At 43.8% G+C, this 24,446-nt stretch carries 20 protein-coding genes and 1 tRNA gene; 6 read left to right on the plus strand and 15 right to left on the minus strand.

Translation table 11 applies throughout. The features are described from left to right. Positions 1-23 precede the first annotated feature (23 nt). Positions 24-1,259: a methionine gamma-lyase family protein gene (locus F6J90_RS22060; RefSeq protein ID WP_293098275.1), complete on the minus strand. Its 1,236-nt coding sequence runs from the start codon at positions 1,257-1,259 to the stop codon at positions 24-26. 76 nt (positions 1,260-1,335) lie between these two features. Between F6J90_RS22060 and F6J90_RS22065 the strand changes: the two genes are divergently transcribed. Continuing rightward, entirely contained in the window at positions 1,336-2,157 is an 822-nt protein-coding gene (locus tag F6J90_RS22065; protein ID WP_293098278.1) for a fatty acid desaturase, read from the plus strand. A 329-nt stretch (positions 2,158-2,486) separates the two neighbouring features. Continuing rightward, the gene (locus F6J90_RS22070; protein ID WP_070394338.1) at positions 2,487-3,224 is read left to right on the plus strand and encodes a response regulator transcription factor; all 738 of its coding nucleotides are present in this window, start codon (positions 2,487-2,489) and stop codon (positions 3,222-3,224) included. Between the two features lie 135 nt (positions 3,225-3,359). Here the strand turns inward: F6J90_RS22070 and chlP are convergent, their stop codons facing one another. Further along, positions 3,360-4,583 (minus strand): geranylgeranyl reductase, encoded by a 1,224-nt coding sequence (chlP, locus tag F6J90_RS22075; protein WP_293098317.1) that lies wholly within the window; start codon positions 4,581-4,583, stop codon positions 3,360-3,362. 380 nt (positions 4,584-4,963) lie between these two features. Then, positions 4,964-6,760 (minus strand): serine/threonine-protein kinase, encoded by a 1,797-nt coding sequence (locus F6J90_RS22080; RefSeq protein WP_293098320.1) that lies wholly within the window; start codon positions 6,758-6,760, stop codon positions 4,964-4,966. 1,121 nt (positions 6,761-7,881) lie between these two features. Between F6J90_RS22080 and F6J90_RS22085 the strand changes: the two genes are divergently transcribed. Continuing rightward, entirely contained in the window at positions 7,882-8,889 is a 1,008-nt protein-coding gene (locus F6J90_RS22085) for a glycosyltransferase (RefSeq protein WP_293098322.1), read from the plus strand. Between the two features lie 79 nt (positions 8,890-8,968). Here the strand turns inward: F6J90_RS22085 and F6J90_RS22090 are convergent, their stop codons facing one another. Together F6J90_RS22090 and F6J90_RS22095 are read right to left on the minus strand one after the other, a co-directional pair. Beyond that, positions 8,969-10,207 carry a DUF445 family protein gene (locus tag F6J90_RS22090; protein ID WP_293098324.1) on the minus strand — a complete coding sequence of 413 codons (1,239 nt, stop codon included), beginning with the start codon at positions 10,205-10,207 and terminating at the stop codon, positions 8,969-8,971. Between the two features lie 81 nt (positions 10,208-10,288). Further along, positions 10,289-10,468, minus strand: a complete 180-nt coding sequence (locus F6J90_RS22095) for a hypothetical protein (protein ID WP_293098327.1) — start codon at positions 10,466-10,468, stop codon at positions 10,289-10,291. A gap of 262 nt (positions 10,469-10,730) precedes the next feature. Between F6J90_RS22095 and F6J90_RS22100 the strand changes: the two genes are divergently transcribed. Next, complete coding sequence (locus F6J90_RS22100; protein ID WP_293098329.1) at positions 10,731-11,825, plus strand: RuBisCO accumulation factor 1; 1,095 nt, start codon at positions 10,731-10,733, stop codon at positions 11,823-11,825. Positions 11,826-12,059: 234 nt separating this feature from the next. Here the strand turns inward: F6J90_RS22100 and F6J90_RS22105 are convergent, their stop codons facing one another. The 10 genes from F6J90_RS22105 to tig form a co-directional block, all read right to left on the minus strand. Next, on the minus strand, positions 12,060-12,707 hold the full coding sequence (locus F6J90_RS22105; RefSeq protein ID WP_293098331.1) for a class I SAM-dependent methyltransferase: 648 nt from the start codon (positions 12,705-12,707) through the stop codon (positions 12,060-12,062). 61 nt (positions 12,708-12,768) lie between these two features. Beyond that, positions 12,769-13,062: a hypothetical protein gene (locus F6J90_RS22110; RefSeq protein ID WP_293098332.1), complete on the minus strand. Its 294-nt coding sequence runs from the start codon at positions 13,060-13,062 to the stop codon at positions 12,769-12,771. Positions 13,063-13,084: 22 nt separating this feature from the next. Further along, positions 13,085-13,168, minus strand: a tRNA-Leu gene (locus tag F6J90_RS22115). Beyond that, positions 13,147-14,016, minus strand: a complete 870-nt coding sequence (locus F6J90_RS22120) for a M48 family metallopeptidase (protein ID WP_293098333.1) — start codon at positions 14,014-14,016, stop codon at positions 13,147-13,149. Before F6J90_RS22120 ends, F6J90_RS22115 begins: the two co-directional genes overlap by 22 nt. 212 nt (positions 14,017-14,228) lie before the next feature. After that, positions 14,229-14,585, minus strand: a complete 357-nt coding sequence (locus F6J90_RS22125) for an iron-sulfur cluster assembly accessory protein (RefSeq protein ID WP_070394331.1) — start codon at positions 14,583-14,585, stop codon at positions 14,229-14,231. Positions 14,586-14,856: 271 nt separating this feature from the next. After that, positions 14,857-16,035, minus strand: a complete 1,179-nt coding sequence (locus F6J90_RS22130; protein ID WP_293098336.1) for a tetratricopeptide repeat protein — start codon at positions 16,033-16,035, stop codon at positions 14,857-14,859. Positions 16,036-16,498: 463 nt separating this feature from the next. Beyond that, on the minus strand, positions 16,499-17,338 hold the full coding sequence (locus F6J90_RS22135) for an alpha/beta hydrolase (RefSeq protein WP_293098338.1): 840 nt from the start codon (positions 17,336-17,338) through the stop codon (positions 16,499-16,501). A gap of 123 nt (positions 17,339-17,461) precedes the next feature. Next, positions 17,462-18,808, minus strand: a complete 1,347-nt coding sequence (gene clpX / locus F6J90_RS22140) for an ATP-dependent protease ATP-binding subunit ClpX (protein WP_071105583.1) — start codon at positions 18,806-18,808, stop codon at positions 17,462-17,464. A gap of 13 nt (positions 18,809-18,821) precedes the next feature. Beyond that, entirely contained in the window at positions 18,822-19,514 is a 693-nt protein-coding gene (clpP, locus tag F6J90_RS22145; protein WP_293098342.1) for an ATP-dependent Clp endopeptidase proteolytic subunit ClpP, read from the minus strand. Between the two features lie 315 nt (positions 19,515-19,829). Next, positions 19,830-21,263: a trigger factor gene (gene tig / locus F6J90_RS22150; protein WP_293098345.1), complete on the minus strand. Its 1,434-nt coding sequence runs from the start codon at positions 21,261-21,263 to the stop codon at positions 19,830-19,832. Positions 21,264-22,180: 917 nt separating this feature from the next. On the opposite strand from tig, the gene F6J90_RS22155 reads away from it, so the two are divergent. Then, positions 22,181-23,218: an aspartate-semialdehyde dehydrogenase gene (locus F6J90_RS22155; RefSeq protein ID WP_293098347.1), complete on the plus strand. Its 1,038-nt coding sequence runs from the start codon at positions 22,181-22,183 to the stop codon at positions 23,216-23,218. Positions 23,219-23,330: 112 nt separating this feature from the next. Beyond that, the gene (dapA, locus tag F6J90_RS22160; RefSeq protein ID WP_293098349.1) at positions 23,331-24,215 is read left to right on the plus strand and encodes a 4-hydroxy-tetrahydrodipicolinate synthase; all 885 of its coding nucleotides are present in this window, start codon (positions 23,331-23,333) and stop codon (positions 24,213-24,215) included. Positions 24,216-24,446 lie beyond the last annotated feature (231 nt).

Consider the following 24,446-nt stretch of genomic DNA (forward strand, 5'->3'; position numbering starts at 1 on the left):
AGTAATCATTAAGCTATCAGCTATCAGCTATCAGCTGTTCCGATGGCTTCAATGGCAGATTCTAATGCGATCGCAATATGAGTCCAATGGGTTCCTCCCTGACAAAACACAATATAAGGGTCCTTGAGCGGACCATCGGCAGAAAATTCTGACGTACTGCCATCAATAAAAGTCCCCCCAGCCATCACTAACTGACTCTCATAACCAGGCATTGCGGCTGGGACAGGGTCGAGGTAGGAACCTACGGGAGAATTCTGTTGTATCCCTCGACAGAAAGCAATTAATTTTTCCGCTGAACCCAACTCAACGGCTTGAATCACATCCCTACGGGGTAGCATCGGTGGGGGATTGACAGGATAACCCAGTTCTGAAAGAGTATGAGCGATTAAATGACTCCCTTTGAGGGCTTCACCAACCATTTGGGGAGCTAGGAATAATCCTTGAAACAGCAATCGATTCTGATCGAAAGTTGCCCCACCTGAACTACCAATCCCTGGAGCAGTCAGACGACAGGTCGCGGCTTCAACTAAGTCAGCTTTTCCAGCTACATAGCCTCCAGCAGTAGCAATCGTTCCCCCAGGATTTTTAATTAGGGAACCCGCCATCAAATCTGCTCCTACTGCTGTTGGTTCTCGCTCTTCTACAAATTCCCCGTAACAGTTATCGACAAAACAGATAGTATCAGGATTTTGTTGTTTGACAAGCTTGACAATTTTTTCTATTTCTGATAATGAAAGACTCTTTCGCCAAGAATACCCACAGGAACGCTGAATGAAAACCAGGCGGGTATTCTCTCCTACCGCTGTTGCCAAGGCTGACCAATCTAAACTCCCCTCACTAGTTAGGGACAACTGGCGGTAACGAATCCCAAATTCTAGTAGGGAACCTTGACCATCACCTCGTAAACCAATCACCTCTTCCAAGGTATCGTAAGGGGCACCGGCAATCGCTAGCATTTCATCTCCAGGACGCAGTATCCCAAACAGGCAACATGCGATCGCATGGGTTCCGGAAACAAATTGTACCCGCACCGCTGCCGCTTCAGCTCCCATGACATCAGCAAATACCATGTCGAGAGTTTTCCGTCCTAAATCATCATGACCATAGCCTGAAACACTAGCAAAGTGATGCACTCCTACACGATGTGCTCGAAAAGAATTCAGTACCTTTTTGAGATTTTGCTTGACGGCGGTGTCAATACCATAAAAGATCGGAAATAGTGCTTTTTCTGCTGCTTGCAGCCTTTGAGAGCTGTTCATTCCCAAAATTCGCGCCTCGAAATTTTAGATCAAAGAGAGCGGGTTATTACAATTTGTATCCTATTAGACTTACTGCATGACAATTGCTACTTCAGATAATCTTCGTTTAGATTGGGTCGTTATTACCTATATGGCCTTTATTCACCTAACAGCGCTGTTTGCCTTACTTCCGAGCAACTTTAACTGGACAGCAGTAGGCTTAATGATCTTTTTCCACTGGGTGACAGGGGGCTTGGGGGTAACTCTGGGATGGCATCGCTTAGTGACCCACCGCAGTTTTCAGACACCCAAGTGGTTAGAATACTTCCTAGTTTTCTGTGGTACCATTTCCTGTCAAGGAGGAGTGATCGCTTGGGTAGGACTACACCGCATCCATCATTTGCACTCTGACACCCAACCCGATCCTCATGACTCCCATCAAGGGTTTTGGTGGAGTCACATGGCTTGGATGTTGCATAAAATTCCTGCTGATGAGCAAATTTCTAAATTCACTAAAGATATTTCTGGAGATCGGGTTTATCAGTTTTTCGACAAGTATTTTGTGCTTGTTCAAGTGGTTCTAGGACTGTTGCTGTATGCCATCGGTGGCTGGCCATTTGTAGTGTGGGGGATTTTTGTGCGGCTAGTACTGGTGTTTCACTGTACCTGGTTTGTCAACAGTGCTACTCACAAATTTGGTTATCGCACCTATGAGTCTAATGATTGCTCAAAAAACTGCTGGTGGGTAGCCCTACTAACCTATGGCGAAGGCTGGCACAACAATCACCATGCTTATCAGTATTCTGCAAGGCATGGCATTAAATGGTGGGAAATTGACCTGACTTGGATGACGATTCAGTTCCTACAACAGCTGGGTTTAGCCAAAAACGTGAAACTGATTAGTCCTGAACAGACGTAAGTTCCCCTAGGGTGGTACCTTGAGTACTACCCTGCCAGTTGCCGAGCGGCTTCAGTTCTGAGGGCTGATTGCTCAACCCTCCTGACTAGCAGAGTATAGCCCAGTTTCAACAGTGCAAGCACCAGGAATTTATCCTTTCTAGTCAGGACTCATGACTCTAGCACTCAGATCCAGGGAGTTTCTCGGAAAATTAGGAAATCTTAAAATTTCTTAGCTTTTGTTTACAAAAAACCTAAAGTCTGCCTTTATAATCGTATAAGTATTGTTACTATTCTAAAATTGTTCTTATCGAACGTTAACGGATACACCTTAGCAACAACTCCTGAGTGATGCCCCGGATACTGGTCATCGATGACGACCCCGCAATTTCAGAATTAGTCACCATCAATTTGGAGATGGCTGGCTACGATGTTAGTCAAGCAATGGATGGCATCAAGGGTCAGGCTCTAGCTCTGCAACTGCAGCCAGACCTGATTATGCTAGACTTGATGCTACCCAAGGTAGATGGCTTCACCGTCTGCCAACGGTTACGTCGGGATGAACGCACTTCCGATATTCCAGTATTGATGTTGACTGCCCTAGGTCAAACCCAAGATAAGGTAGAAGGCTTTAATGCTGGTGCCGATGATTATCTCACCAAACCCTTTGAACTCGAAGAAATGCTGGCGCGAGTGCGAGCATTACTACGGCGCACAGACCGAATTCCCCAAGCTGCTAAGCATACGGAAATCCTGAACTATGGTCCTTTGACCCTGGTTCCAGAAAGGTTTGAGGCGATTTGGTTTGATAAAACCGTAAAACTGACCCATCTGGAGTTTGAACTACTGCACTGTTTACTGCAGCGCCATGGTCAAACTGTTTCTCCCAGCGAAATCCTTAAAGAAGTTTGGGGATATGACCCTGACGATGATATCGAAACAATTCGAGTGCATATTCGTCACCTGAGAACCAAGCTAGAACCTGATCCCCGCCATCCTAAGTACATCAAAACCGTTTATGGAGCAGGTTATTGCTTAGAGTTACCCAATACAGAAAAGACCCTAGAAGTGAATTCGGCGACTGCCTAGGATGAACTTGGTAATGTCAGAGCTACTACAAATCTACGTTTTTAACCTAGAGGGGAAAGCCCCCGCCCTTAAGCCGGGGGTAAGCTTTCTCACCGTTACTCAGTTGGCTACTTCTGATCAAAAATTGATCAACTTCTAGGGAGCCAAGGCATTGCCCCGCAACAAGCTACCAATTGTCTTCGCTGTAATCTTCATTTGGACAAGAGGATTAGCAGGTACAACGGTTTTATAGAGATAGCTATCGAAGGTCAGCCGCTGCACATCCTTGTCAGCGCACATCTCTACAAAGGCTTCCCGGCTAGCATCAGAGTTATAAAAAACTCGTTGTAGAATATCTAGGACTTTGTAGGTCATGCCGTATTTCTTATCCCAGCGCTTCAGGTAAAGCTTGAGGTCATTCTCTGTGGGGATACGGCTACCGCTGTTAGAGGTTTCCACAATGGTTTCAGCACACATGCGAGCTGATTTAGCCGCAAAGTAAATGCCTTCCCCAGAGGATTTAGTGACTGTTCCAGCAGCATCACCTACCAAAGCTACCCGACCAACTACACGCCTAGGTCTCGGATGCTCAGGAATCGGATGGGCTTCCACTTTGATAATTTTCCCACCCACAAGTTTCTTAGCCGCACGGGCGCGAATCCCTGCTTGTAGCTTTTTGATCAAGGCTTGGTTGACCCTCATAGTGCCGGTACCAACGGCAACGTGGTCGTATTTAGGGAAGACCCAGGCGTAGAAATCAGGAGAAACATCATTGCCCACATACATTTCTGCCAGGTCTTGGTAGTAATTCATCATGTTATCTGGCAGACTGATCCGCTCTTGGAACGCGATCGCATAATTGTAATCCCCAGCATCAATTGCTTTGGCAACCCGGGAATTTGCCCCATCAGCTCCAATCACCACATCTACTTTCAAGGTTTTGTGGGTTCCCTTGACACTGCCATCGGAATGGTCAGAATAATAGATGGTATAGGGTTGAGAGTTACTGGTGGGAATATCGAGTTTATAAACGGTGCCATTAATTAAGTTAGCACCCAACTCAGCCGCACGATTGCGCATGAACCCATCAAGCACCTCGCGACGGCACATTCCAATATATTCGTTTTGCTTTTCTATATGGATATCAACTTCAATATCAGACGGTGAGATCATCTTCATGTTTCTCACTTGCCGGTCAATAATTTCTGGTGGCAGGTCAAACTCACTGACCATACATAGTGGAATCGCACCACCACAGGGCTTAGCATTGTCCAGCTTACGCTCAAACAAATAAGTTTCGATTCCTGCTTTAGCTAACGTCTCGGCAGCAGAAGAGCCTGCTGGTCCCGAACCAACTACTGCAACCCTTAGTGCTGGCATGTTTTCTCCCATGGTTTTTTAAGCTACGGAATGCATCCTATCACGGACTTTCCTGTCATCTGAACCTTCCCTAATATTTGGGGTCAAGTTGCAATACACCTTAACAAAAGTCCTTAACATTACTTAAAAATTGCTGCTGTGATTGGTCATTTTAATCGTTACTGGTTAATTGTTAAGGTTAATTATTAATTGTTAATTATTGTGTAATTTTTAGTAATTGTTATTGTTAATGGTTAATTCTTAACTATACCGACCTTAGACCTGTTGGGAAATAAGAGAAAATATCGATAGTGTAGGCAACTGTGGAAAGTAATACCAATTCGTCAAAGTAGGACTACAGATGCAGATGGTCCGAGAGTCGAGTTTTGGAACTACTGAATTTAGCGTTCTAGTTTCTTCCGTGCCTGCTGACGTAGCTTCAGGGCATTCCGGTGGTTAGGTTCAATCTGGAGTGCCTTATTTAAAGAAGTGATTGCCTGATTAAAGCGCCCTAGTGTCATCTGAGCTTCCCCCTTAGTCATCCAAGCGTCTGCCAAATCTCGTTGAAGTGCGATCGCTTTCTCCAAAGCCGTAATCGCCTCAACAGAACGACCCAACTTTTGGAGGGTTATTCCCTGTGAAAGCCAAGCTTCCGTTAAATCTGGCTTAAGGGTAAGGGCTTGGTTATAGAGTCTGAGGGCTTCTACAGACCGTTGCTGTTGGTCAAGGGCTTGACCAAGGCTCCACACAGCTTCTGGGTAGTTAGGTTTAAAATGTAAGGCATCATTACAAGCAACAACTGCCATCTCCGGCTGTTGGAGTTTATTCAGACTGTAGCATCTGCCCCAATAAGCTTCCGCAAAATCTGCTTTTTTAGCGATCGCTTGGTCGTATAGTTTTAGAGCTTCCTGGTACTGTCGAGATTTCCGCAATTGGTCAGCTTCGTCTAAAAGTTGCTCCGCTGTGACCTTAGCCTCAGTACTATAGTCAGTCTTATATTCAGTGATATAGTCAGTATTTTCACCAGTTGCTTGGGCAGATAGAAAAGTTTTCAACAGCACCAAGCCGACCCCCAAGATAGTTATCGATATAGTAATTAACCCGAACTTCACCAATCGTTGCGGAATAGATAGTGTTGTCCGGTTAGTTGCTGAACCTCTCGAATGTTGGGGGGTGTGAAGTTGAGGCGTAGTTCTACTTTGACTCCTGGTCATCATTGACGAGGGGACTGTAGTGTTTGCTAGCTTCCTAATGTCGGGAATTGGGAGTTCCATCCCAGACTGGCTTTCACCGGTAATTTCCTGAGTAGGGATTTCTTCCTCAGCTAATGACAACAGTTGCTGTCTTGGTAAACTAGCCAGTACCTCTAGAGCCTCAGCTGCTGTCCCATAGCGGTCACGGAAATCATAGCGCACCATAATGTCAAGAATATGGGCCAACTCTGGGCTAACCTGCTTTGCGTAGTGTTGCCAATCAATTTCACTAGTTGTGGGATTTTCCTTCAAGTTTTTGGGATGAACCCCAGTTAATGCTTGGATTCCAACCATCCCGACAGCATAGATATCACTGCTAAAGCGGGGCCTTCCTGCCAATTGCTCATGGGGCATATAGCCCTGGGTGCCAATAGAAACCGTTAAATGAGTTTCCCCAGTTTCAGGATTAATCTTTTGGCTACTGACTTGCTTAACAGCACCAAAGTCAATCAGCACGATTTTGTCGTCCCGTTGGCGGCGGATTAAGTTAGAGGGTTTAATATCCCGATGGATAATCTGTTGTTGATGGACAAAGGCCAATACCTGTAGAATATCTATTAATAAAGCAATCACTCGCTCTTGTGAACACGGATGACCCTTGACAAGTTCTCGATTCAAAGGTTGTCCTTCAATCAATTCCTGAACCAGATAAAACTGCTGATCTTCCTCAAAATGTGCCAGTAGGCGAGGGATCTGGTCATGATTACCTAGCTGGTAGAGAAATCGAGCTTCTCTATCGAAAAGGCGTCTTGCCATTTGCAGGGTTGCCGTCTGCTCGGTTTGGGGCAAGAGAAGTTTAACCACACATCGGGGTTGATTTGGCAAATGTATATCTTGTGCTAGGAACGTTCGACCAAACCCACCTGCTCCCAGTTGGTTGATAATTTTGTAGCGTCCACCTACTAGGGTTTTTGCGGATTGTGTCTCTCCAGATAAGCGGCTCATCGAGGGGTTAGTGATGACTACCTAATTATGATTCCAAATTTAGCTAATATACCATTGATTTGGATCCTAGAGCTAGTTCGATCACAAAGAAAGTTAACATTACCGATTGTTTAATTCGGCCTCAACTTCCTCAAAGTTAACTTTTTCCTTGACTATCGGAGATTAATAAACTTGTCCCTTAATAAGGGAAAGTAACGATGAGTGACTCAAATGAAGGAGTAAGCTGTCACCCATTTAAATTGTGAATGGGAGCTGATGGGGAGATGGTCAGATGGGGAGATGGTCAGAGGGTAGACCGGCTTTTGCACAAGTGGATCGATGGGAAATTTCAATAGAGCTTTGCGGAAAATACTCAATACCTCTGTGCAACTAGCTCTAAAAACGCGATCGCCAATTTCAATTACAAGTCAGTTTCTAGCTAAAAATAGGTACTTGAGCTAATTGATGTTAATAAATCAGCCTTTTAAAGAGGTTTATACTAATTGTTTATTTCTACAAAAAAAGCAATCAATTATTATAACGCCATTATATTGGGGGTATTAGTGCCCCAAATCTTAATCTCACTAACCCAAAAATACTGCTAATTATATTTTCATACTTCCTGGGATTCTTTATCGATGATGTTTTGATAAACATCAGATGCACCCATCACCAACCAAGATGCGCTGCTCTACATGGATTTGAAATTGACTATAGCAGCAACAACATCCCATCACGGTGGATAATACCCCATCCGACCAGTATTAAAGCAGCCTTGAAACCCCGTACCCCCTTTTAAAATTACCAATTCGTCGAGTATGCTATGGCTATACCCTTTTGCAAGGATAGTAGCTTGGCCGCAAAACAAGCGGTTGCTGAGGTCTACTTTCTGAGATCTTCTGCCAGAAGTGGTGCAAAAGGGTAAAAAGTACGGCTGGCGATCGCCTTTTGGCTCTTAGCTCAGAAATTACCTCTGGGAGGATGTATGTCAGTCGATCAAATCATTACCTGAAACCAGTATTTCCCGATCAGACGTTTATAGGACCAAACGTTTATAACTTAATCCAAGACTACCAACCGGATAATGCCAACAAACTTTGGTCATTACTGGATTTCCATCTATGGTATAAATAATTTATTTCATGAATACATCTGTCTCAGTAGTTATCACCACCTTTAATAAAGCCCAGTACCTCGAACAATCAGTAAAAAGTGTACTAGCGCAAACATTTTCCCAGATTGAATGCATTATTGTAGATGATGGCTCTACCGATAATACCCGCAAAGTTGCTGATCAGTTAGTCCACTACCACCCACAGATACAGTACTTTTATAAAGACAATGGAGGCGTCTCTTCTGCTCGTAATTTTGGCGCTGATAAAGCGACTGGAGAATGGATTCAATTCTTAGATGCTGATGATTGGATTCATGAAGATAAGATCAGATTTCAATTGAGCTGTTTAGAGGGAACTGGTGATAATGGTGATAATATAGTATTTTACTCAGACTATGAACGGGTCTATGTTGATCAAAACGAAAACATTATTGAAACCAAGCCTCATGTTGTTGGTGCTCTCACCAAAGAACAGCTAATCGAACGACTACTAATCTGTCCAGATTTTCTGGCAAACTCTCCTTTTCCCTTGTTACAGCAATCGATGCTGTTCAAGAAAAAACTCTTAGACCAGAGAAATTTTGATACTCGCCTGAAAGCCTGTGAGGATCGAGAATGGGTATTAGAACTTCTGCAACGGAACGTCAGATTTGTCCATACTCCAATCATCGGAGCCTATTATAGAAAACACCGCTTCAATCTCACCGATAATAGCTCACTGATGCGGGAGTCTTACATTAAGTATTTTGAAATTGTCTTGACAAATCACCAAAAATTAGTTAGCTTATGCCAGAAAAGTATTAAGTATTTGATAGAAAAAAGTTTTGAGGAAAAAGACCAGGAAAGTTTTACCAGATTAGCTAAATTAGTGGAATTGCCAGTATATCTGCTCAATGGCAAAATTAAAGTTAATCATCGTTGGTTATTAAATTTACTCTATTGGCTCAGAACGATGATACCAAACTTTTTACTATACGAAAGATACCGAGGTCCCCGTTCTCGTAAACTTTTATCCATCATTAGCCGTCGGTCTTAGCATAAACTGGGATAAAAGTCCCGTTCCGTAGAATCAGGCTCAGGATAAATCCTAGAGAGCATCCTGATTAAATTCCTGATTAAATTCCTCCTGTCAACAGCAGCAACACTGTTTGAAATAGTCCCACCATCACTCCTAAAATACCCCCTAAATTCACAATAGCTTGTAATTCACTTTTTACTAAAGTCTGAATCGTGATTTCCATATCTTTTGGAGAAGTAGCGTTTACCCGTTCAACAATCACTTCATCAATCGATAAAATCGGAATCACTTCAGTCATAATTTTTTCCAAATCCTCCTCTAGGTAGCGCTCTATAACCAAAGCTAGTTCCTTGCTAATCATTGCCAAGGATGTAGTCATAATTGCTGACTCTCGGAGCCGATTAACAATTAACACAGACACCTTTTCCCAGTCAATAGATTGATTTAATCCTTGTATAAATCCAGCACCCCCCTCTTGAATATAACCACGCACCGAATCCCGCATAGTTTTCCGTAACTGTCTCACTGTTGACAAAGGCAAATTTTGCAATGAGACATTTTGCAACCATTCCCGCAAGCGATCGCGAGTTCCTAGAGCCACAATTAACTCTTCGATGCGAGCATTAGTCGCTTCTTTATCGTCAAGGCAAAAGGTTCGCAGGCGGATCAAAGCATTGCGCAGACCAAATAAATTTGCCACTACCCAGTATGTCCCACTGGACTTTTCCCGAAAGTCTTCATCAATGATTTGAATGTTGCGGTCAGTTAGGAAATCAATAACTGCCTGTCGCAAAATATCTGGGGGGAGTACTACTTTTAAGATCCACTCAGAAAGCTTACGAGCTTGTTCTTGATCCAGTTGAAACTCCAATAAAATCTGGTCAAAAACATGATTAAGTTGGGCTTCTAGAAAATCCTTACGACGGGCTAAGACTTTTAGCATACGTGGCAACGATTCCCCTATCAAGTCTCGGAGAATCCCAGCAAGAATATGAGCTGTTTTCTGTTGCTTATCCGACCGGACTTGATCTAGCGCTAAGTTTAATAGCCACAAGATCGCTGCTTCCACACGTTCAGTATGCAGCAGACGCTTTGCCAGACGCTGTAACTCTGTTGGCGTCAGCAGAGACCCCATAATAGTGTCAGCCACTCGCCTAGCCAGACGTTCCTGGTTGCGGGGAATTAAACCTGGTGTAAAAGGTAGCTGACGCTTACCGATGTAAATTGGTCTGTAGGGACGGAACAACATTTTGATGGCTAAATCATTGGTGAAATAGCCAATAATTCCCCCAGCTATAGGAGGAACAAACAACAAGAACAAGTTAAACAGATCCAAAACAAAAATCGAGTTGTGTAGAACTTAAAAAGCAGGTAATCGGCAAGTTTAAAGTATGATGGATAAAGTCAGAAGTGTACACTAGTTATAGCATTTATTAAATAGGTGAGGTACCCCGCCCTTGGGGGAGTAGGGAATAGGGAATAGGGAATAGGGAATAGGGAATAGGGAATAGGGAATAGGGAATAGGGAATAGGGAATAGGGAATAGGGAATAGGTAATAGGGAACAGGGAATAGGGAAAAAATCCTATGTACCTCATTACTATGAGAACCGCTATATATGGCTGCGGTTATTTAACAATTAGTAGGCTTGAGCATTAATTCAAAGATGCACCATCCCTCACCTTTATCCTTGCTGCCTTTACACTTGCTATCTTCATCTTTTATACTTCAAGAATTGATTTCATGCCCAATCTCTATTGTAGGCTTTTTCCAAAAGTGACATCCTCCCACACTAAACCCTAACGGGATATAATACACATTGCCTTTGATGGCACTGTTCGTTTTCTTTTTGTTTAAACCATGACTGAAGTACCACCAGGCTCTCCTGAAAGTCACCCTCAAACCAATTCAGAACAGATAAATGCTGAAGATTTATTAAACTTACTGCGGCGCAAAGAACGCAACTGGGTGGAGTGGGGTAAAGCCTGTCAGCAGCTACAGAAAGCTGGCTACAGTTCTCAGGTAATTTTTGAAGAAACTGGGTTTGAGCCAATTCAACAGAATCAAGTGATGGTGGCATCTCAGGTTTACACAAGTTTGATTACAGTGGGGGTGTCCGATGAAGTGCGATCGCGTTTTGAGACTAGCGGTAGCGATTCCCTGTACGAGTTGCGGATTCTCACCCAAGAGGAACGAGCTGCTGCTGCTGAATTTCTCGTTGCTAGAAACTTGAACTCCGAAGGAGCCCATGAAGTTGCCAAAGCAATCAAGACCTTTTCCCGCAGAAGCCGTCCACCAGAGGGATTCACCAATCATCCTGGAGATGCTGTTGCCTATCAGTATTGGAAACTTGCCAAACAACACAATGATTTGCAAGAACGTTCTCGTTTGATTGCCCGAGGCTTGATGTTTGCTCATACTCAACAAGCCCGGCAACAAATCGAAGAATTACTCACAGGAGCGTTTGGTAGCACTCAGCGTCCAGCTCCCAGATTACCCATATACCGCCTCGAAGCTGAAGAAGATTTACCCCGCTTGCTTCCCGTAGTGGGATCCTTACCCCTGACAATAGCTGATCTCAACCAGGTTCCTAAAACTGACTATACCGGTGCTTTCAGTATAGTTAAAGGGCTTCGAGAGCAGACGTTCGTGGCAGTACCCGGCTGGCAGGTAGTTTTGAAGGCACAAGATCCAGTAGTGATTTTGTGTCACAGTAATCAGCTGCCTATTCAACAGAATAACAAACCTGAAGAGATTTTGCTTATTATTGACCGCTCACAGCAGCAGTGGGATGGGGACAGCTACTTTTTGGTTGAAGAATCAGGACAGTTGGAGATTAAGTGGTTTCCAGATTCTCCTGATGTTAGTTTTTTGGGACGCCTCATCCTAGTATTACGACCGAAAAAAATTCTGGATGAAGCCTTGAGTCAAGATGTCTGGCAAATTGATGAGTAATTATTCATTAGTTATAGCAATTATCAGCAACGTTTGAGGCCAAAGCTTATCCTTTTAAGGCAAAAGGCATGCATGGCTATTGGCAAAAGGCAATAATAAAGAGGCTTTTAGGGAAATCAGCTTCAAAAAAGACTGTACCTCATTAGTGCGATAAACGCGCTTATTATGTTAGTTAATTGCTTTTTTCTTGACTGTTAAAAATTACCATCAACAAAACCCTTTTTATCAAAAGGCTCAAGTAGTTCGATTAGCCAGTACTGCATAGAATGGATCGCCTATAGTGATCCCAAGCTGTAGCAGAAAATTAGGAAGCGGGGATGGTCGAGCAACAACCTCAGGGGAACTAAATCCAGGAATAGACTGGTAATAGGTTTTCACTAACTCCACTCGACTTTGCTCAGTCCCATCTCGCCAGGACTGAATCGCCTTTTGAAAAAACATTCGGTTAGAAAAGCTAATAATTGCCATTCCCCCTGGTTTTAAGACGCGATGAATCTCAGCAAAAACTTTTTCCGGGTACTGAAGATACTGAACTGAAACAGCAATCAGTACAGCATCAAAGTCTTGGTCAGGCAATGGCAATTGCTGGTTTTGATTCAGGTCTTGGATAAAGTAGTGATTAAGTCTAGGATTTTTGACCAGTTCTTCCAGATTCATCCCATGCCCCTCAACATGAGCAAACTCCATGTCTTCTGGTAAGTGAGAAACCCAACTGCTCATGAGATCGAGGATTCGCGTGTTGGGTTGTAGTTGCTCCCGGTAGAGGTTTACCAGCTGATCGATAAAGCCCTCATCGACATGAGTCACAAACCTTGGAAATGAATAGAACAGAGCATCATCGCTCTCATCCAATTTACTGCGTTGAAGGCGCTGGTAGATCATTGTATGAGCTAATATCTATACTTGTTAAGCTTGTTAAGAATATTATAAAGATTTATTAAGCTTATGGTAAGTATTTCATAGTTTGGGTTAAAGCAATGAATATTTTGAACCGGTTAGACAGGGTTCTACAAAAAAAATAGGGAAGAGCATTGATATCTCTTCCCCCTTGTTGATTTTGGTATTGATTTTTGTTGTCTTGATTTTGGTTTTGGAGTGCTTTCCGACTTTCCTTAAGCTTCCGCCGCAGCATCTGAGTCTGTTTTTTCAGTTGTTTGCGCCGTGCTGAGCCTCCTTTTCCTTTCCAGTTACGCCCTTGGCGGCGGGGCGATTCCCACCGTTTTAGTCGTTGTGCCATTACTCTTGCCCCTTAGTTACAGTGGGCGGGGAGAGACTCGAACTCTCATGACCATAAGGCCGCCACATTTTGAGTGTGGTGCGTCTACCAATTTCGCCACCCGCCCGTTTGGGCATCTCTATTATTATAACTAATTAGCTGCTGATTTAACAAGGACTGATAAGATTGAGAACTTGCCCAACGGTCAATTTCTCGCGCCCGTAGTACAGGTAAGGGATGGCTTAGTTGAGAGATCTGCAATTGTTGGAGTACTTGACCCACCTCAGTATCACCCACGCTGTCGTAAGCCCTAGCTTGAGCAATAAACGCATCTAGGTTCAGTTGTGGTGCCAGAGTTGGGGAACCACCAGCCAGTTTCATCAATACAGACATGACCACTCTCGGATTTTGAGTAGCCAGTAAAGCAGCGCGATCGCAACTAAATTCCGCACATCGTAGCCACTCTAACATCTTCTCCTGTATGCTTTGAGCAATGAGCATCCCCCAATTCGGAATTAAACTAGCAGCTAATACCATGATATTGAGCGGTGTCAGGTAAACCCCATGTTCACATTTGAGATGACCCAGTTCATGGGCAATAACCGCCTGAATTTCCTCTGGTGTCAGCAGATCAATTAAAGAGGTGTGCAAGACAATGAAAGGCTGCTTACCCCGCATAGCGAAGGTATAGGCATTGGGAGCAGGATTTTGCTGCACATAAAGCTGAGGCGGCTCTAAATCTAAAGTTGTGCAGGCTTCTAAGAGTAGTTTATGAAGATGGGGCAGTTGATTTTCTCCCACCAAGACACTAGCAGCAATATTGTTCAGGTAAAAAAACTGTTCCGCCACAGGACCTAGTAAATTTCGCACCACCAAGTCTATCCCTGGCAACTGTTTCAGGGCTGTGGTTGCTTCCAAATCTAGGGGATGACGGAAATGATCTGCCTTCAGACCAAATAGTGATGTTTTAGTCATGAGCTGTTAGTCGTTAGTCATTAGTCATTACTTACTAGTCTAGGACTTACCCAAAATCTCTGGCTCAAGCCTAATCTATTGTAGGGTTACAAGCCTTGCGCCCTAACTAGATATAGCGCTACCTATAAGCGCGAACCTATATAGCGCCACTGCGTAATTCCTCTAGTGTTTGGTGGTGGTCTTGAACTGACAGACTTTCAACTAACCATCCCCTAAACGCTAAACGACTTACCACAGCCACAGCTTTGATTAGCATTGGGGTTAGTGAATTGGAATCCACCACCAATCATAGCATCGCTGTAATCCAGTACCAGACCGTAGAGATAAAGCAGACTTTTTGGATCACAGATTATTTTGAAGCCATCGTAGTCAAAGATTTCATCATTCTCCCGAATGTTACTAGGTTCTTCAAAATCCATCATGTAAGACAGTCCTGAACAGCCTCCCTGGCGAACACCAACTCGCAGGTAAAGGTCTTTTCCTTGGCTTTGTTGCAGGGCTAAAACATGCTTTAGGGCTTTATCTGTCAGTTGAATACCTTTTTGCTGTGACTCAGTTGCTTGTGCCATTGCTTACGTTTGACTCCTAATTTTGCTTGGTGTTAAGTTGTTGTGCATCGTCAAGAAAGATAATTATCAGGCTGTAACCCAAGATTTAGCTTAGAGTGTCTCATCAAACTAGATGCTTCACAGCTTATAGCTGAATCAGCTCTGCCAGTTAACAGTTTTGCTGTTTATCGATAATTATCTAATTTTCGTCAAATGGAAATTATTGGGGGTTTGAATTTTTATTGTAACGAGTCTTTAGGCTACCATGCATTAATCATTCTACGTTGCATTATCAATCTAAGTAATGGTTTAACCTTCCACCGTGACTAAGATACTGGCTAATCTCTTCTTCACTAACTCGGTAACCACAGTTAATGATCATCTTCTGTACTTGTTGGCTGCACTGCACTCCTTGCTCAGATATACCCAGACAGTTATAAACTGTTCTCAGTTGAGAGAATTCAAGCTTTTCATGGAACAAGCTCTCCCCCTGGCCAGGATGGGAGATTTCTTGCCAAAGTCTTAAGGCTTGTAAGTGATACGCTAAGGCATGGGGGTAATTTCCCAAGTGGTAGTGAACCGCTCCGATATAATCTAAGCTTCTGGTGTTACCATGAAGTGACTTACTCAGTTCCTGACCAATCTCCAAAGCTTGATGATAGAAATCCAATGCCCGTAGTTCCTCACCTAGTCGGAAGTAAACTGTGCCAATCCTCTCAAGAGTAGTTAACTTGCGACTAGAGTAACGAGAGGATGTTTTTTTTTCGTGAATGGTTAGGGCTTGCTCCAAGACAGCAAGAGCTTGACGGTATCTTCCAAGCTGGGTATAAGCTTCCCCTATATTTTCCAGTGCTCTGCCTTCGCCCTGAATTGAATTGCCTGAGTTTTGAAAAATCTTCATGGCTTGGCGAAAGCATCTCAGAGCCAGTACTGGTTGATGCCAGCTATTGTGAATTTCCCCTAGGTGATTAAGGATTTTAGCAATCTCTGAGTGAGCTTGAGTTTTTTGGAAAATCCTCAATGCTTTTAGATAAACCTTAAATGCCTTATCATCCTGGTTAGTCTGGGAATAAGCCATGCCGAGATGATGAAGAATGACCCCTAAACTCTTGGGTGAACCAACATCATTGGCCATTTGTAAACTTTGCTCGAGACACTTGATTCCCCAGGCATACTCTCCCAAACGGCAATGAACTAACCCAATGCGTTTGAGAGTATCCACTTGACCAGCCAAATCTTCGTTAGTTTGACAAATTGCTAAGGTGTTTTGCAGTGTTTTTAGTATATTTTGTAACTGACTTTGGCGATACTTACGAGCTGGAGGCTGGAAAGGGTCATCTCCTGCAGTCTTGTTTTGGTGTTGCTTGACTTCCGTTTCAACTAGATTCTGAACCAGATGTGCCATATTAATATTGCTCCCTGATGTAGATGGGGGAGGGATGATGGAGCCAAATAAACTTGAGTAGCCCATCTCCCTTGCTCATTTTCAGCAGTTATGTCTCTGTTCTAACTCGGTTACCAGAGATAATATTACTCACAACTTGCTGTAAATTCCTAAATATATTTTTCAATAAGTTAAGGAAATTATTGAGCTATTAATAAAAATTAACATCAGTAGCCTGGGCACACTAATCTGGAAAGACCTAGTTGCCGTCATACATACTAGCTTCTTGCCCCATCTGCCCGTCAGCCCATTGCCGAGGATAGCCTATTGCCTATTGTCGAGGATACTATCTTGAAGGGAACTCACTCTCAAAATCTGTCCGGAGAAGCGTCACACCTACTCGAATAAGGAAGTAGTAGATGCACCCTGATCACCGCCCCCAGCTTTTACAGGTTGGGGGTTTCCTGATTTTTTAACCTATTCCTGTGGTGTTGAGTCTTCTGAGCACTAACCACTTATTTCACCCGAAGAGTACTAATTTCTTTAAGCCTCAGCTAACACAAATAAACTCCCGCACCTGCTCTAGATAAATCCCTGGAGCCTCCAACATCGGAAAGTGAGCTGTATCAGGAATTTCAACATACTTGACGTTTTGACTTAATTGTGAAGCTCTACGCCCTAGTGCTGAAGGAATAATTTTGTCGTATTCACCAGAAACTAGCAGGGTTGGCACCTTTAACTGAGCGAATTTATTAGGCATTACCTCAGCCGCATACTTACTAACCGCAGTCAGCATTGTTCCCAAAGCTGCCTCATAATCAGCCATTAGGTAATCTGCCAAAAAATCTCGACTGACTGGTCTAGGTAAGGGATGGTGCAAAAATCGCATCATGAACAGCGTACCGGCCAAGGGAATATTTAACAACCAACCGGGGCGGAACTTAACTACTAACTCACCAACTTTGTGAAAAGCGGTGAAGGATTTCTCGTCATAATCAAAAATACCGCTATTATTCAAAATTGCCTGCTCAACCCGCCCAGGATAAAGATTGAGAAACATCGTAGCAGCAGATGCCCCTAGGGAGTGGGCATTGATATAGATACGACCAAGTCCCAGGGTATCTAACAACACCAGTAAATCTTCAGCGTAGTCCTCCATCTCATAGGTCAGGTTTGCCCCCTGTTGGGGTAATTTTGACCGACCAAACCCCCTTAGGTCATAAAGGAGGCAGTCAAAGGTATTGGATAGAGCTTGAGCGGTACTTTCCCAGTAGCGAGACGAGCCACACCAGCCATGGATAAAGACCATTACAGGTTTATTTGCACAAGGTGTTGACTTCTTTACCCATTCATAGTAGTGTTCTACACCCCGAATTTGAATGTAAGGCATTTTGTGACCTTTGTCCTTTGTTAATTGAAAATCAACAATCAACAATTAACAATTAACAATTAACAATTAACAATTAACAATTAACAACCGATAAATTTGGTTTTGGCCAATGACAAATTACTACTATGCTGATTCTGGCTTTGGCAATGAAGAAGGATGAACCAATAGTTCAGCAGTTGAGCGCTTCTCTACCATTTCCCTAGTGATTGTACAGCGAGTGACATCCTTACGAGAAGGCAACTCGTACATCACTTCCAGCATCAATTCTTCCACAATGCCCCTTAACGCCCTAGCACCGGTTTTACGACGGTAAGCTTCCTGGGCCAGCGCTCGAATTGCATCTGGCATAAACTCCAAGTTGACATTGTCCATCTTCAACAGCTTTATATACTGTTTTACCAGTGCATTCTTGGGTTCTGTCAAAATTGCCATCAGGGCTTCCTCATCCAGGGGTTCAATGACCGCTACCATTGGTATACGACCAATGAACTCAGGAATCATGCCGAATTTCACCAAGTCATCTGGCTGCAAGTGTCGCAGAATATCTGCTGTTCGCTTTTCCTTCGAGTGATGCTCTCCAGGCTGAATAAATCCCATGGAACGCTTGCCTAGGCGTTGCTCGACCACCTTCTCCAGACCAACAAACGCGCCACCGCAAATAAACAGAATATTGCTGGTGTCAATCTGAATGCAGTCTTGATAAGGATGTTTGCGTCCACCTTGAGGCGGTACATTAGCAATGGTTCCTTCTAGCATTTTCAGTAATGCTTGCTGGACTCCTTCCCCAGAAACATCCCTGGTAATAGAGGGATTTTCACTCTTGCGGGCTACCTTATCGATTTCATCGATATAGATAATCCCCCGCTGGGCTTCCTCTACATCCAGATCTGCCACTTGCAATAGTCGCAGTAAGATGTTTTCTACATCTTCCCCAACATAACCAGCTTCTGTCAGGGTTGTGGCATCTGCCACAGCAAAAGGCACATCTAATATTTTGGCTAAGGTTTGGGCGAGTAATGTTTTACCACAACCAGTAGGACCAATTAGAAGAATGTTGGACTTTTGTAGCTCTATGCCATCATCCATTATGCCCTGACCCTGACCTTGAGCTTTAGATTGGAGCAAGCTTAGGCGCTTGTAGTGGTTGTACACAGCCACTGACAGAACTTTTTTGGCTTCCTCCTGACCAATCACATGGTCATCTAGATACCGTTTAATTTCCCTGGGTTTGGGAATCTGATTCATTGAAATACGGTTGGCACGGGGACGGCGTTTCTTGGCAGGTTCTGGTCGAGGAGCAGGCTGGGGAGCAGGCGCACCGGAATCGAGTAACTCCTCATCTAAAATTTCATTACATAAATCAACACACTCATCACAAATATAGACTCCGGGGCCAGCAATTAATTTGCGTACTTGCTCTTGAGACTTACCGCAGAAGGAACATTTTAGATGGGAGTCGTATTTAGACATAAGAAGCCTCTTTCTACATAGAAGCGACAGCTGCTTCCTGGTTAGGAAGATTCTGCCGGGAGATCACCTGGTCAATTAAACCATAGTCTTTAGCTTCCGCCGCTGACATGAAAAAGTCGCGTTCGGTATCTTCAGCAATTTGCTCCACCGGTTGACCGGTGTGATTAGCCAGTAATTGGTTAAGGGTTTGCTTGTGGTATAGAATTTCCTTAGCTTGAATTTCTATATCCACCGCTTGTCCCTGAGCACCGCCAAGGGGCTGGTGAATCATAATCCGAGAATTGGGCAATGCCATCCGTTTACCAGTAGCTCCCCCTGCTAGGAGAAATGCGCCCATACTAGCAGCTAAGCCATAGCATATGGTAACCACATCAGGGCGCACTTGCTGCATCGTATCATATATTGCCATCCCTGCAGTTACCGAGCCACCTGGGGAGTTGATATACAATTGGATATCCTTTTCCTGGTCTTCAGCTTCTAGGTATAACAGCTGGGCAACAATTGAGTCAGCTACCACATCATCGACCTGGGTTCCCAAAAAGACAATGCGTTCTCGCAGCAGCCGCGAATAAATGTCAAATGCTCGTTCTCCCATTCCAGACTGCTCTACCACCATTGGTACAACAGTACTACTGGAGGTGATTTGGTATTGGTCTAGAGAACTTAAGCTGGTGATTGAGGAATGAGGGGACACAGATTGCAGCATAGGATACAATTCGTCAAGACCTCTGGATTTACTAATAAAGGTGCTATCTAACAAGGGCACAAATAGGCATAAAGTCAAAGTCTCTATAGAAACTATTATGCCTTAACTGTTTGCTTGTTGGTGCAACAGTTGACGGTTATAGAGTTGAGGCTTATCTATAAGCCTAAGCTGTTGAGCTAAGGCGTGTTTCTTCTAAGGGATCTAAGCTGAGCCTTGGGTTTCAGTCTCAGAATTATACAAAGTTAAATGCACAACACCTTAGCAACTCGCTACCTTCTACCCTGGGCAGATCACCAACAAGGCCAACGCTACGATTTACTCAGAAACAGGTTCAGCTGGTACTTCAATAGTCTGGGAAGCCGCATCCGTTGTTTCTAGCTCGGTTACTGTAACCGCCGTGTCTTCTGCTTCAGTTTCTTCTTCGGTGATGGTTCCTTTGGGAACCAGCTCTATAGTACCGTTATCTTCTAACCATTTAATGGCTTTCAGTTTAAGCAAATCAGACTCGACGAATTCCCGCAGCCGATCCGGATCTACCTCTTGACCAGCCAACTGGTTCATCAATTCTTTACTTTTCGCTTCTATTTCCGACTCTTCAAGGGTTAGTGATTCACGTTTAACTACTTCCTTAAGAGCTAGGGATTGTCTTAGGCTTTGGATGGCATCAGGACGTGATCGCTCTCGCAGCTGTGGTAGATTCTCTTCAGTAAACAGCCTTTTAACATCCATGCCCAACTGTTGCATCTGTATTGCTGTTTGGGTCAAAATTGTTTGGAGTTCCTGGTCAATTAGCGTTTCAGGCAAGTCAACTTCAACCTTTTCCAGCAGAGCGTTGATTAAAGCCTCCTCCTTGCTGGCTTGCGTTTCTTGATCAGCTTTTTCCTGAAACTCCTGCTGTAAATATTCCCGTAACTCTGCCAAGGTTTCCTTCTCACTAACTTCTTGAGCAAAGTCGTCATCTAACTCTGGCAGCTCTTTTTCCTTGATTTCTTTTAGGGTGATGCTAAATACCGACGACTTGCCAGCTAAATCTTCTAGGGGGTAATCTTCAGGAAAAGTCACTGGTACTTCTTTAATCTGATCAGGATTCATACCAACGATGCCTTGAAGAATGTCCTCTAGGAACTTGCCTTCCCCAAGTTCAATTTCAAAATCCTTAGCCTCACCGTTAGGTATTACTGAGCCTTCATCCTCTTCGCTATCACCAGTAAATCGACCGACGTAATCCACCACGACCACATCTCCCATCTGAGCTGGGCGTGATTCCACTGGTACTAAGGTAGCCTGCTCAACACGCCGTTGTTCGAGAAAATTATCGACGGCATCCGGTTCAACCTTAGTTTCCTCAGCTTTCACACTTAAGCCATTGTATTCCCCTAAATTGACCACTGGTGGCACATCGACCGATGCGCTGAAGGTTAGGGGTTCTCCAGGTTTGAACTGGCTGAGCAAATCTTCTAAGGTAGAGGTTAAATTATAGTTCCCTAGTGCCTCAATTTGGGCTTGCTCAATCGCCTGCTTTAGACTACTGTCGAGCAACTCTTCGATGGCAGCAGCTTTTACCTGTTGGGCACCAAGACGTTGTAGCAAAACCTGACGGGGTACCTTCCCTTGGCGAAACCCAGGAATTTTGACTGTGCGGGAAAGGTTCTGTAAAACCTTTTCATAGGCTTGTTTGGTCGTTTCAGCTGGAATTTCAATTTCCAGAGCAACCTGGCTAGCGGGAAGTTTTTCCTGAGTTACTTTCATTGACGCTTGGGTGTGAAGAGTTAATTGTTTAATGAGTTGGGACAGTTGATAGTCAACCTGGCTGAATCAAAGATTCGACCTGGGGACTCCTATATTACTTTAGGTGTTGCCTGCTTCGACCAACAAAATTCACCAAAAAGATTTACATTGTTTCAGTCAAGGTATTTATCCACATCCACTAGTTGCCCTAGCCGACGCTTTGCCATCAAGGGGTTTGGCAACAAAGTCCCTAGCCACGAATTTCTCAAGGGGTTTGAGTCAAAACGCCGATCTCCAAAGGACTAGAGGTGAAAATTAACGGTTATCGAGTATCGATACAGATGGACAACCTCTACCTCGGATGGAACTAGACGGGAGAATCCAAAGCAATTATGGTATGCTGATTCTAACAACCAGTTAAGCGTGAAGCACATCTACCAGTTCCTTTACGGCAGTAGAGAAAACTATCTATAGGTGGTTACTACAGCCTTTAAGCCAGCTCTTAGTCGATCAGAGCTATTAAGCGTGTACCTAACACGCCAGTCCAGGACTCTGGCGGTCGCTTAATCGGGCAGTGTGAGCAGTTACACTCGCGGTAATTGATAAGTTTATTAATATTATTTGCGCATTCCAGGCATTTTATTAAGACACCAATGGGCGATAGCGAACAAGGTCAGGAAAAGAATCAATAAGGAGGCATTATTATCAACAATTTTGATAAAAAAGTGCAATAGTCCGGAAAATCAAGGCTTAATATGGTCGTAATCCTTCCTTATTATCACATTTTGGCTCAATTGCGCTTAATCTGCTATAGCGAACCGTTATCAGAGCTTAAATACCTAGTAAGGGAAAAAAAATTTAGATACTCTTAAAGAATGCACTGATTAAATTATCACGCACATTTACTATGTTGAATTGAATGAGTGGAGGAAAGTCATTTGTCTAGTCAAGTTCGCGTTGCCATCTTAGGCGCAACGGGTGCCGTAGGTGAAGAACTACGGTTACTCTTGCAAAGCCGAAACTTCCCACTGGCTGACCTTAAGCTGTTAGCCTCACCCCGCTCTGCTGGTCGTGTCATCCCCTTTCAGGGAGAAAAGTTACCAGTGGAAGCGGTGGGAGAGCACTCTTTTGATCAGGTAGATTTGGTCTTAGCATCAGCTGGGGGGGCAACGTCGAAAGCTTGGGCGGCTATTGCTGTAGAAAGTGGTGCAGTGGTCATTGATAACTCCAGTGCCTTTCGGATGGATCCACAAGTGCCTCTAGTGATTCCGGAAATTAATCCAGAGGCAGCAGCAAATCATCAAGGAATTATTGCGAATCCCAATTGCACTACGATTTTAATGGGTATGGCAGTATGGCCATTACATCAGGTACAGCCAGTAAAACGCATAGTGGTAGCTACTTATCAATCGGCTAGTGGTGCTGGAATGAAAGCAATGGAAGAATTAAAATTACAGACTCAGGCAATTTTGAAAGGAGAAACGCCACCAACAGAAAGCTTTCCTTATCCCCTGGCATTTAACTTGTTTCCCCACAACTCCCCATTAAATGACCAGGGCTACTGTCAGGAAGAAATGAAGATGGTCAATGAAACCCGGAAAATCTTTAATGCTCCACAGTTAAGAATTAGTGCTACCTGTGTACGGGTTCCCGTACTGCGTGCTCACTCAGAAGCAGTTAACCTAGAATTTGACCAACCCATGCCAGTGGCTCAGGCAAGAGAAATATTAGCCGCTGCCCCTGGAGTAAAACTAGTAGAAGATTGGCAGGCGAACTACTTCCCTATGCCTATTGATGCGTCCGGTAATGACGAAGTACTAGTGGGTAGGATTCGACAAGACCTTTCTAACCCTTGTGGTATCGAAATTTGGTTGAGTGGAGACCAGATTCGTAAGGGTGCTGCCTTGAATGCAGTGCAAATTGCTGAGTTATTGGTAGCCAAAAATTTGCTAAAGTCCTTAGTCCCTAGTCCTTAGTCCTTTGTAGGCAGCAAAAAATCTTCTGGCACAGAAGCTAGACCAAAGAGCAATGACTAATGAATAATGGCTAATGACCAATGACCAATAATTAATGAGGAGTTAGAAAAGGGTGGTCAATTTTGGACGTGTGCTAACGGCGATGATTACGCCGTTGAGGGAAGATAGCAGCGTCAATTATGCTGTGGCAGAGCACTTAGCAGCTCATTTGGTTGACAATGGGACAGATACTTTGGTGGTATGTGGCACCACTGGGGAGTCTCCTACCCTTACTTGGGATGAAGAGTACCAGCTATTCCAAGTAGTCCAAAAAGCAGTTGCAGGTAAAGCCAAGGTAATTGCTGGAACGGGTTCAAATTCTACAAAAGAAGCGATCGCTGCTACTGAAAAAGCTGCTAAACTAGGGTTAGATGGATCATTACAAGTTGTACCGTATTACAATAAACCGCCACAGTCAGGACTATACAAACATTTCCAAGCGATCGCAAAATCGAGTCCTGACTTTCCCCTGATGCTCTACAATGTACCGGGTCGCACAGGACAAAATCTGCAACCGGAAACTATTGCTCGTTTAGCCCAAATTCCTAATATCGTAGCTCTCAAAGACGCTACTAGCGACTTCGAACAGACTAGTCAAATTAGGCGTTTAACCCCACCGGATTTTGCCATCTATTCTGGCGATGACTCCTTTACCCTAGCCACCCTGGCACTAGGAGGAGCAGGTGTAGTTAGTGTAGCCAGTCATCTGGTCGGTTCCCAAATCCAACAGATGATTCAAGCTTTTGAGGAGGGGAAAACTAGTGAGGCTACTCAAATTCACCTCAAGCTTTTTCCCTTATTTAAAGTACTCTTTTGTACTACCAATCCTATCCCCATCAAAACAGCACTAGAACTTCAAGGTTGGCAGGTGGGTAGTCTTCGCTCACCGCTGTGCGAGCTACCCTCTGAATTAAAATCCCGTTTAAAGGAGGTTCTGATTGAGCTGGATTTAATTTAAATCATTACTCATTTTGTACCAATTACTACCCCAATCAGATAGATCTTCGCTTTGTAAGGTAGGAAAGATGACTGAATCCTTAGCGAAGACTATGTTAGGGATTGGGAGGGAGATTAGTGAGCTATTAATGGTTTATTTAATTTTGGCTTTCTTTCTCCCTAATTTTTTCCTATTACTATTATTTTCACGTTTATGTGCTACTAATTAGTTGATATTAAAAAGCTCTACATC

Source organism: Moorena sp. SIOASIH (assembly GCF_010671925.1).
Taxonomy (GTDB): domain Bacteria; phylum Cyanobacteriota; class Cyanobacteriia; order Cyanobacteriales; family Coleofasciculaceae; genus Moorena.

Bases quoted from the DNA above. Each gene is read 5' to 3' on its own strand.
- F6J90_RS22060 (WP_293098275.1), bottom strand. From the start codon at position 1,259: ATGAACAGCTCTCAAAGGCTGCAAGCAGCAGAAAAAGCACTATTTCCG.
- F6J90_RS22065 (WP_293098278.1), top strand. From the start codon at position 1,336: ATGACAATTGCTACTTCAGATAATCTTCGTTTAGATTGGGTCGTTATT.
- F6J90_RS22070 (WP_070394338.1), top strand. From the start codon at position 2,487: ATGCCCCGGATACTGGTCATCGATGACGACCCCGCAATTTCAGAATTA.
- chlP (WP_293098317.1), bottom strand. From the start codon at position 4,583: ATGCCAGCACTAAGGGTTGCAGTAGTTGGTTCGGGACCAGCAGGCTCT.
- F6J90_RS22080 (WP_293098320.1), bottom strand. From the start codon at position 6,760: ATGAGCCGCTTATCTGGAGAGACACAATCCGCAAAAACCCTAGTAGGT.
- F6J90_RS22085 (WP_293098322.1), top strand. From the start codon at position 7,882: ATGAATACATCTGTCTCAGTAGTTATCACCACCTTTAATAAAGCCCAG.
- F6J90_RS22095 (WP_293098327.1), bottom strand. From the start codon at position 10,468: ATGAGGTACATAGGATTTTTTCCCTATTCCCTGTTCCCTATTACCTAT.
- F6J90_RS22100 (WP_293098329.1), top strand. From the start codon at position 10,731: ATGACTGAAGTACCACCAGGCTCTCCTGAAAGTCACCCTCAAACCAAT.
- F6J90_RS22105 (WP_293098331.1), bottom strand. From the start codon at position 12,707: ATGATCTACCAGCGCCTTCAACGCAGTAAATTGGATGAGAGCGATGAT.
- F6J90_RS22110 (WP_293098332.1), bottom strand. From the start codon at position 13,062: ATGGCACAACGACTAAAACGGTGGGAATCGCCCCGCCGCCAAGGGCGT.
- F6J90_RS22120 (WP_293098333.1), bottom strand. From the start codon at position 14,016: ATGACTAAAACATCACTATTTGGTCTGAAGGCAGATCATTTCCGTCAT.
- F6J90_RS22125 (WP_070394331.1), bottom strand. From the start codon at position 14,585: ATGGCACAAGCAACTGAGTCACAGCAAAAAGGTATTCAACTGACAGAT.
- F6J90_RS22130 (WP_293098336.1), bottom strand. From the start codon at position 16,035: ATGGGCTACTCAAGTTTATTTGGCTCCATCATCCCTCCCCCATCTACA.
- F6J90_RS22135 (WP_293098338.1), bottom strand. From the start codon at position 17,338: ATGCCTTACATTCAAATTCGGGGTGTAGAACACTACTATGAATGGGTA.
- clpX (WP_071105583.1), bottom strand. From the start codon at position 18,808: ATGTCTAAATACGACTCCCATCTAAAATGTTCCTTCTGCGGTAAGTCT.
- clpP (WP_293098342.1), bottom strand. From the start codon at position 19,514: ATGCTGCAATCTGTGTCCCCTCATTCCTCAATCACCAGCTTAAGTTCT.
- tig (WP_293098345.1), bottom strand. From the start codon at position 21,263: ATGAAAGTAACTCAGGAAAAACTTCCCGCTAGCCAGGTTGCTCTGGAA.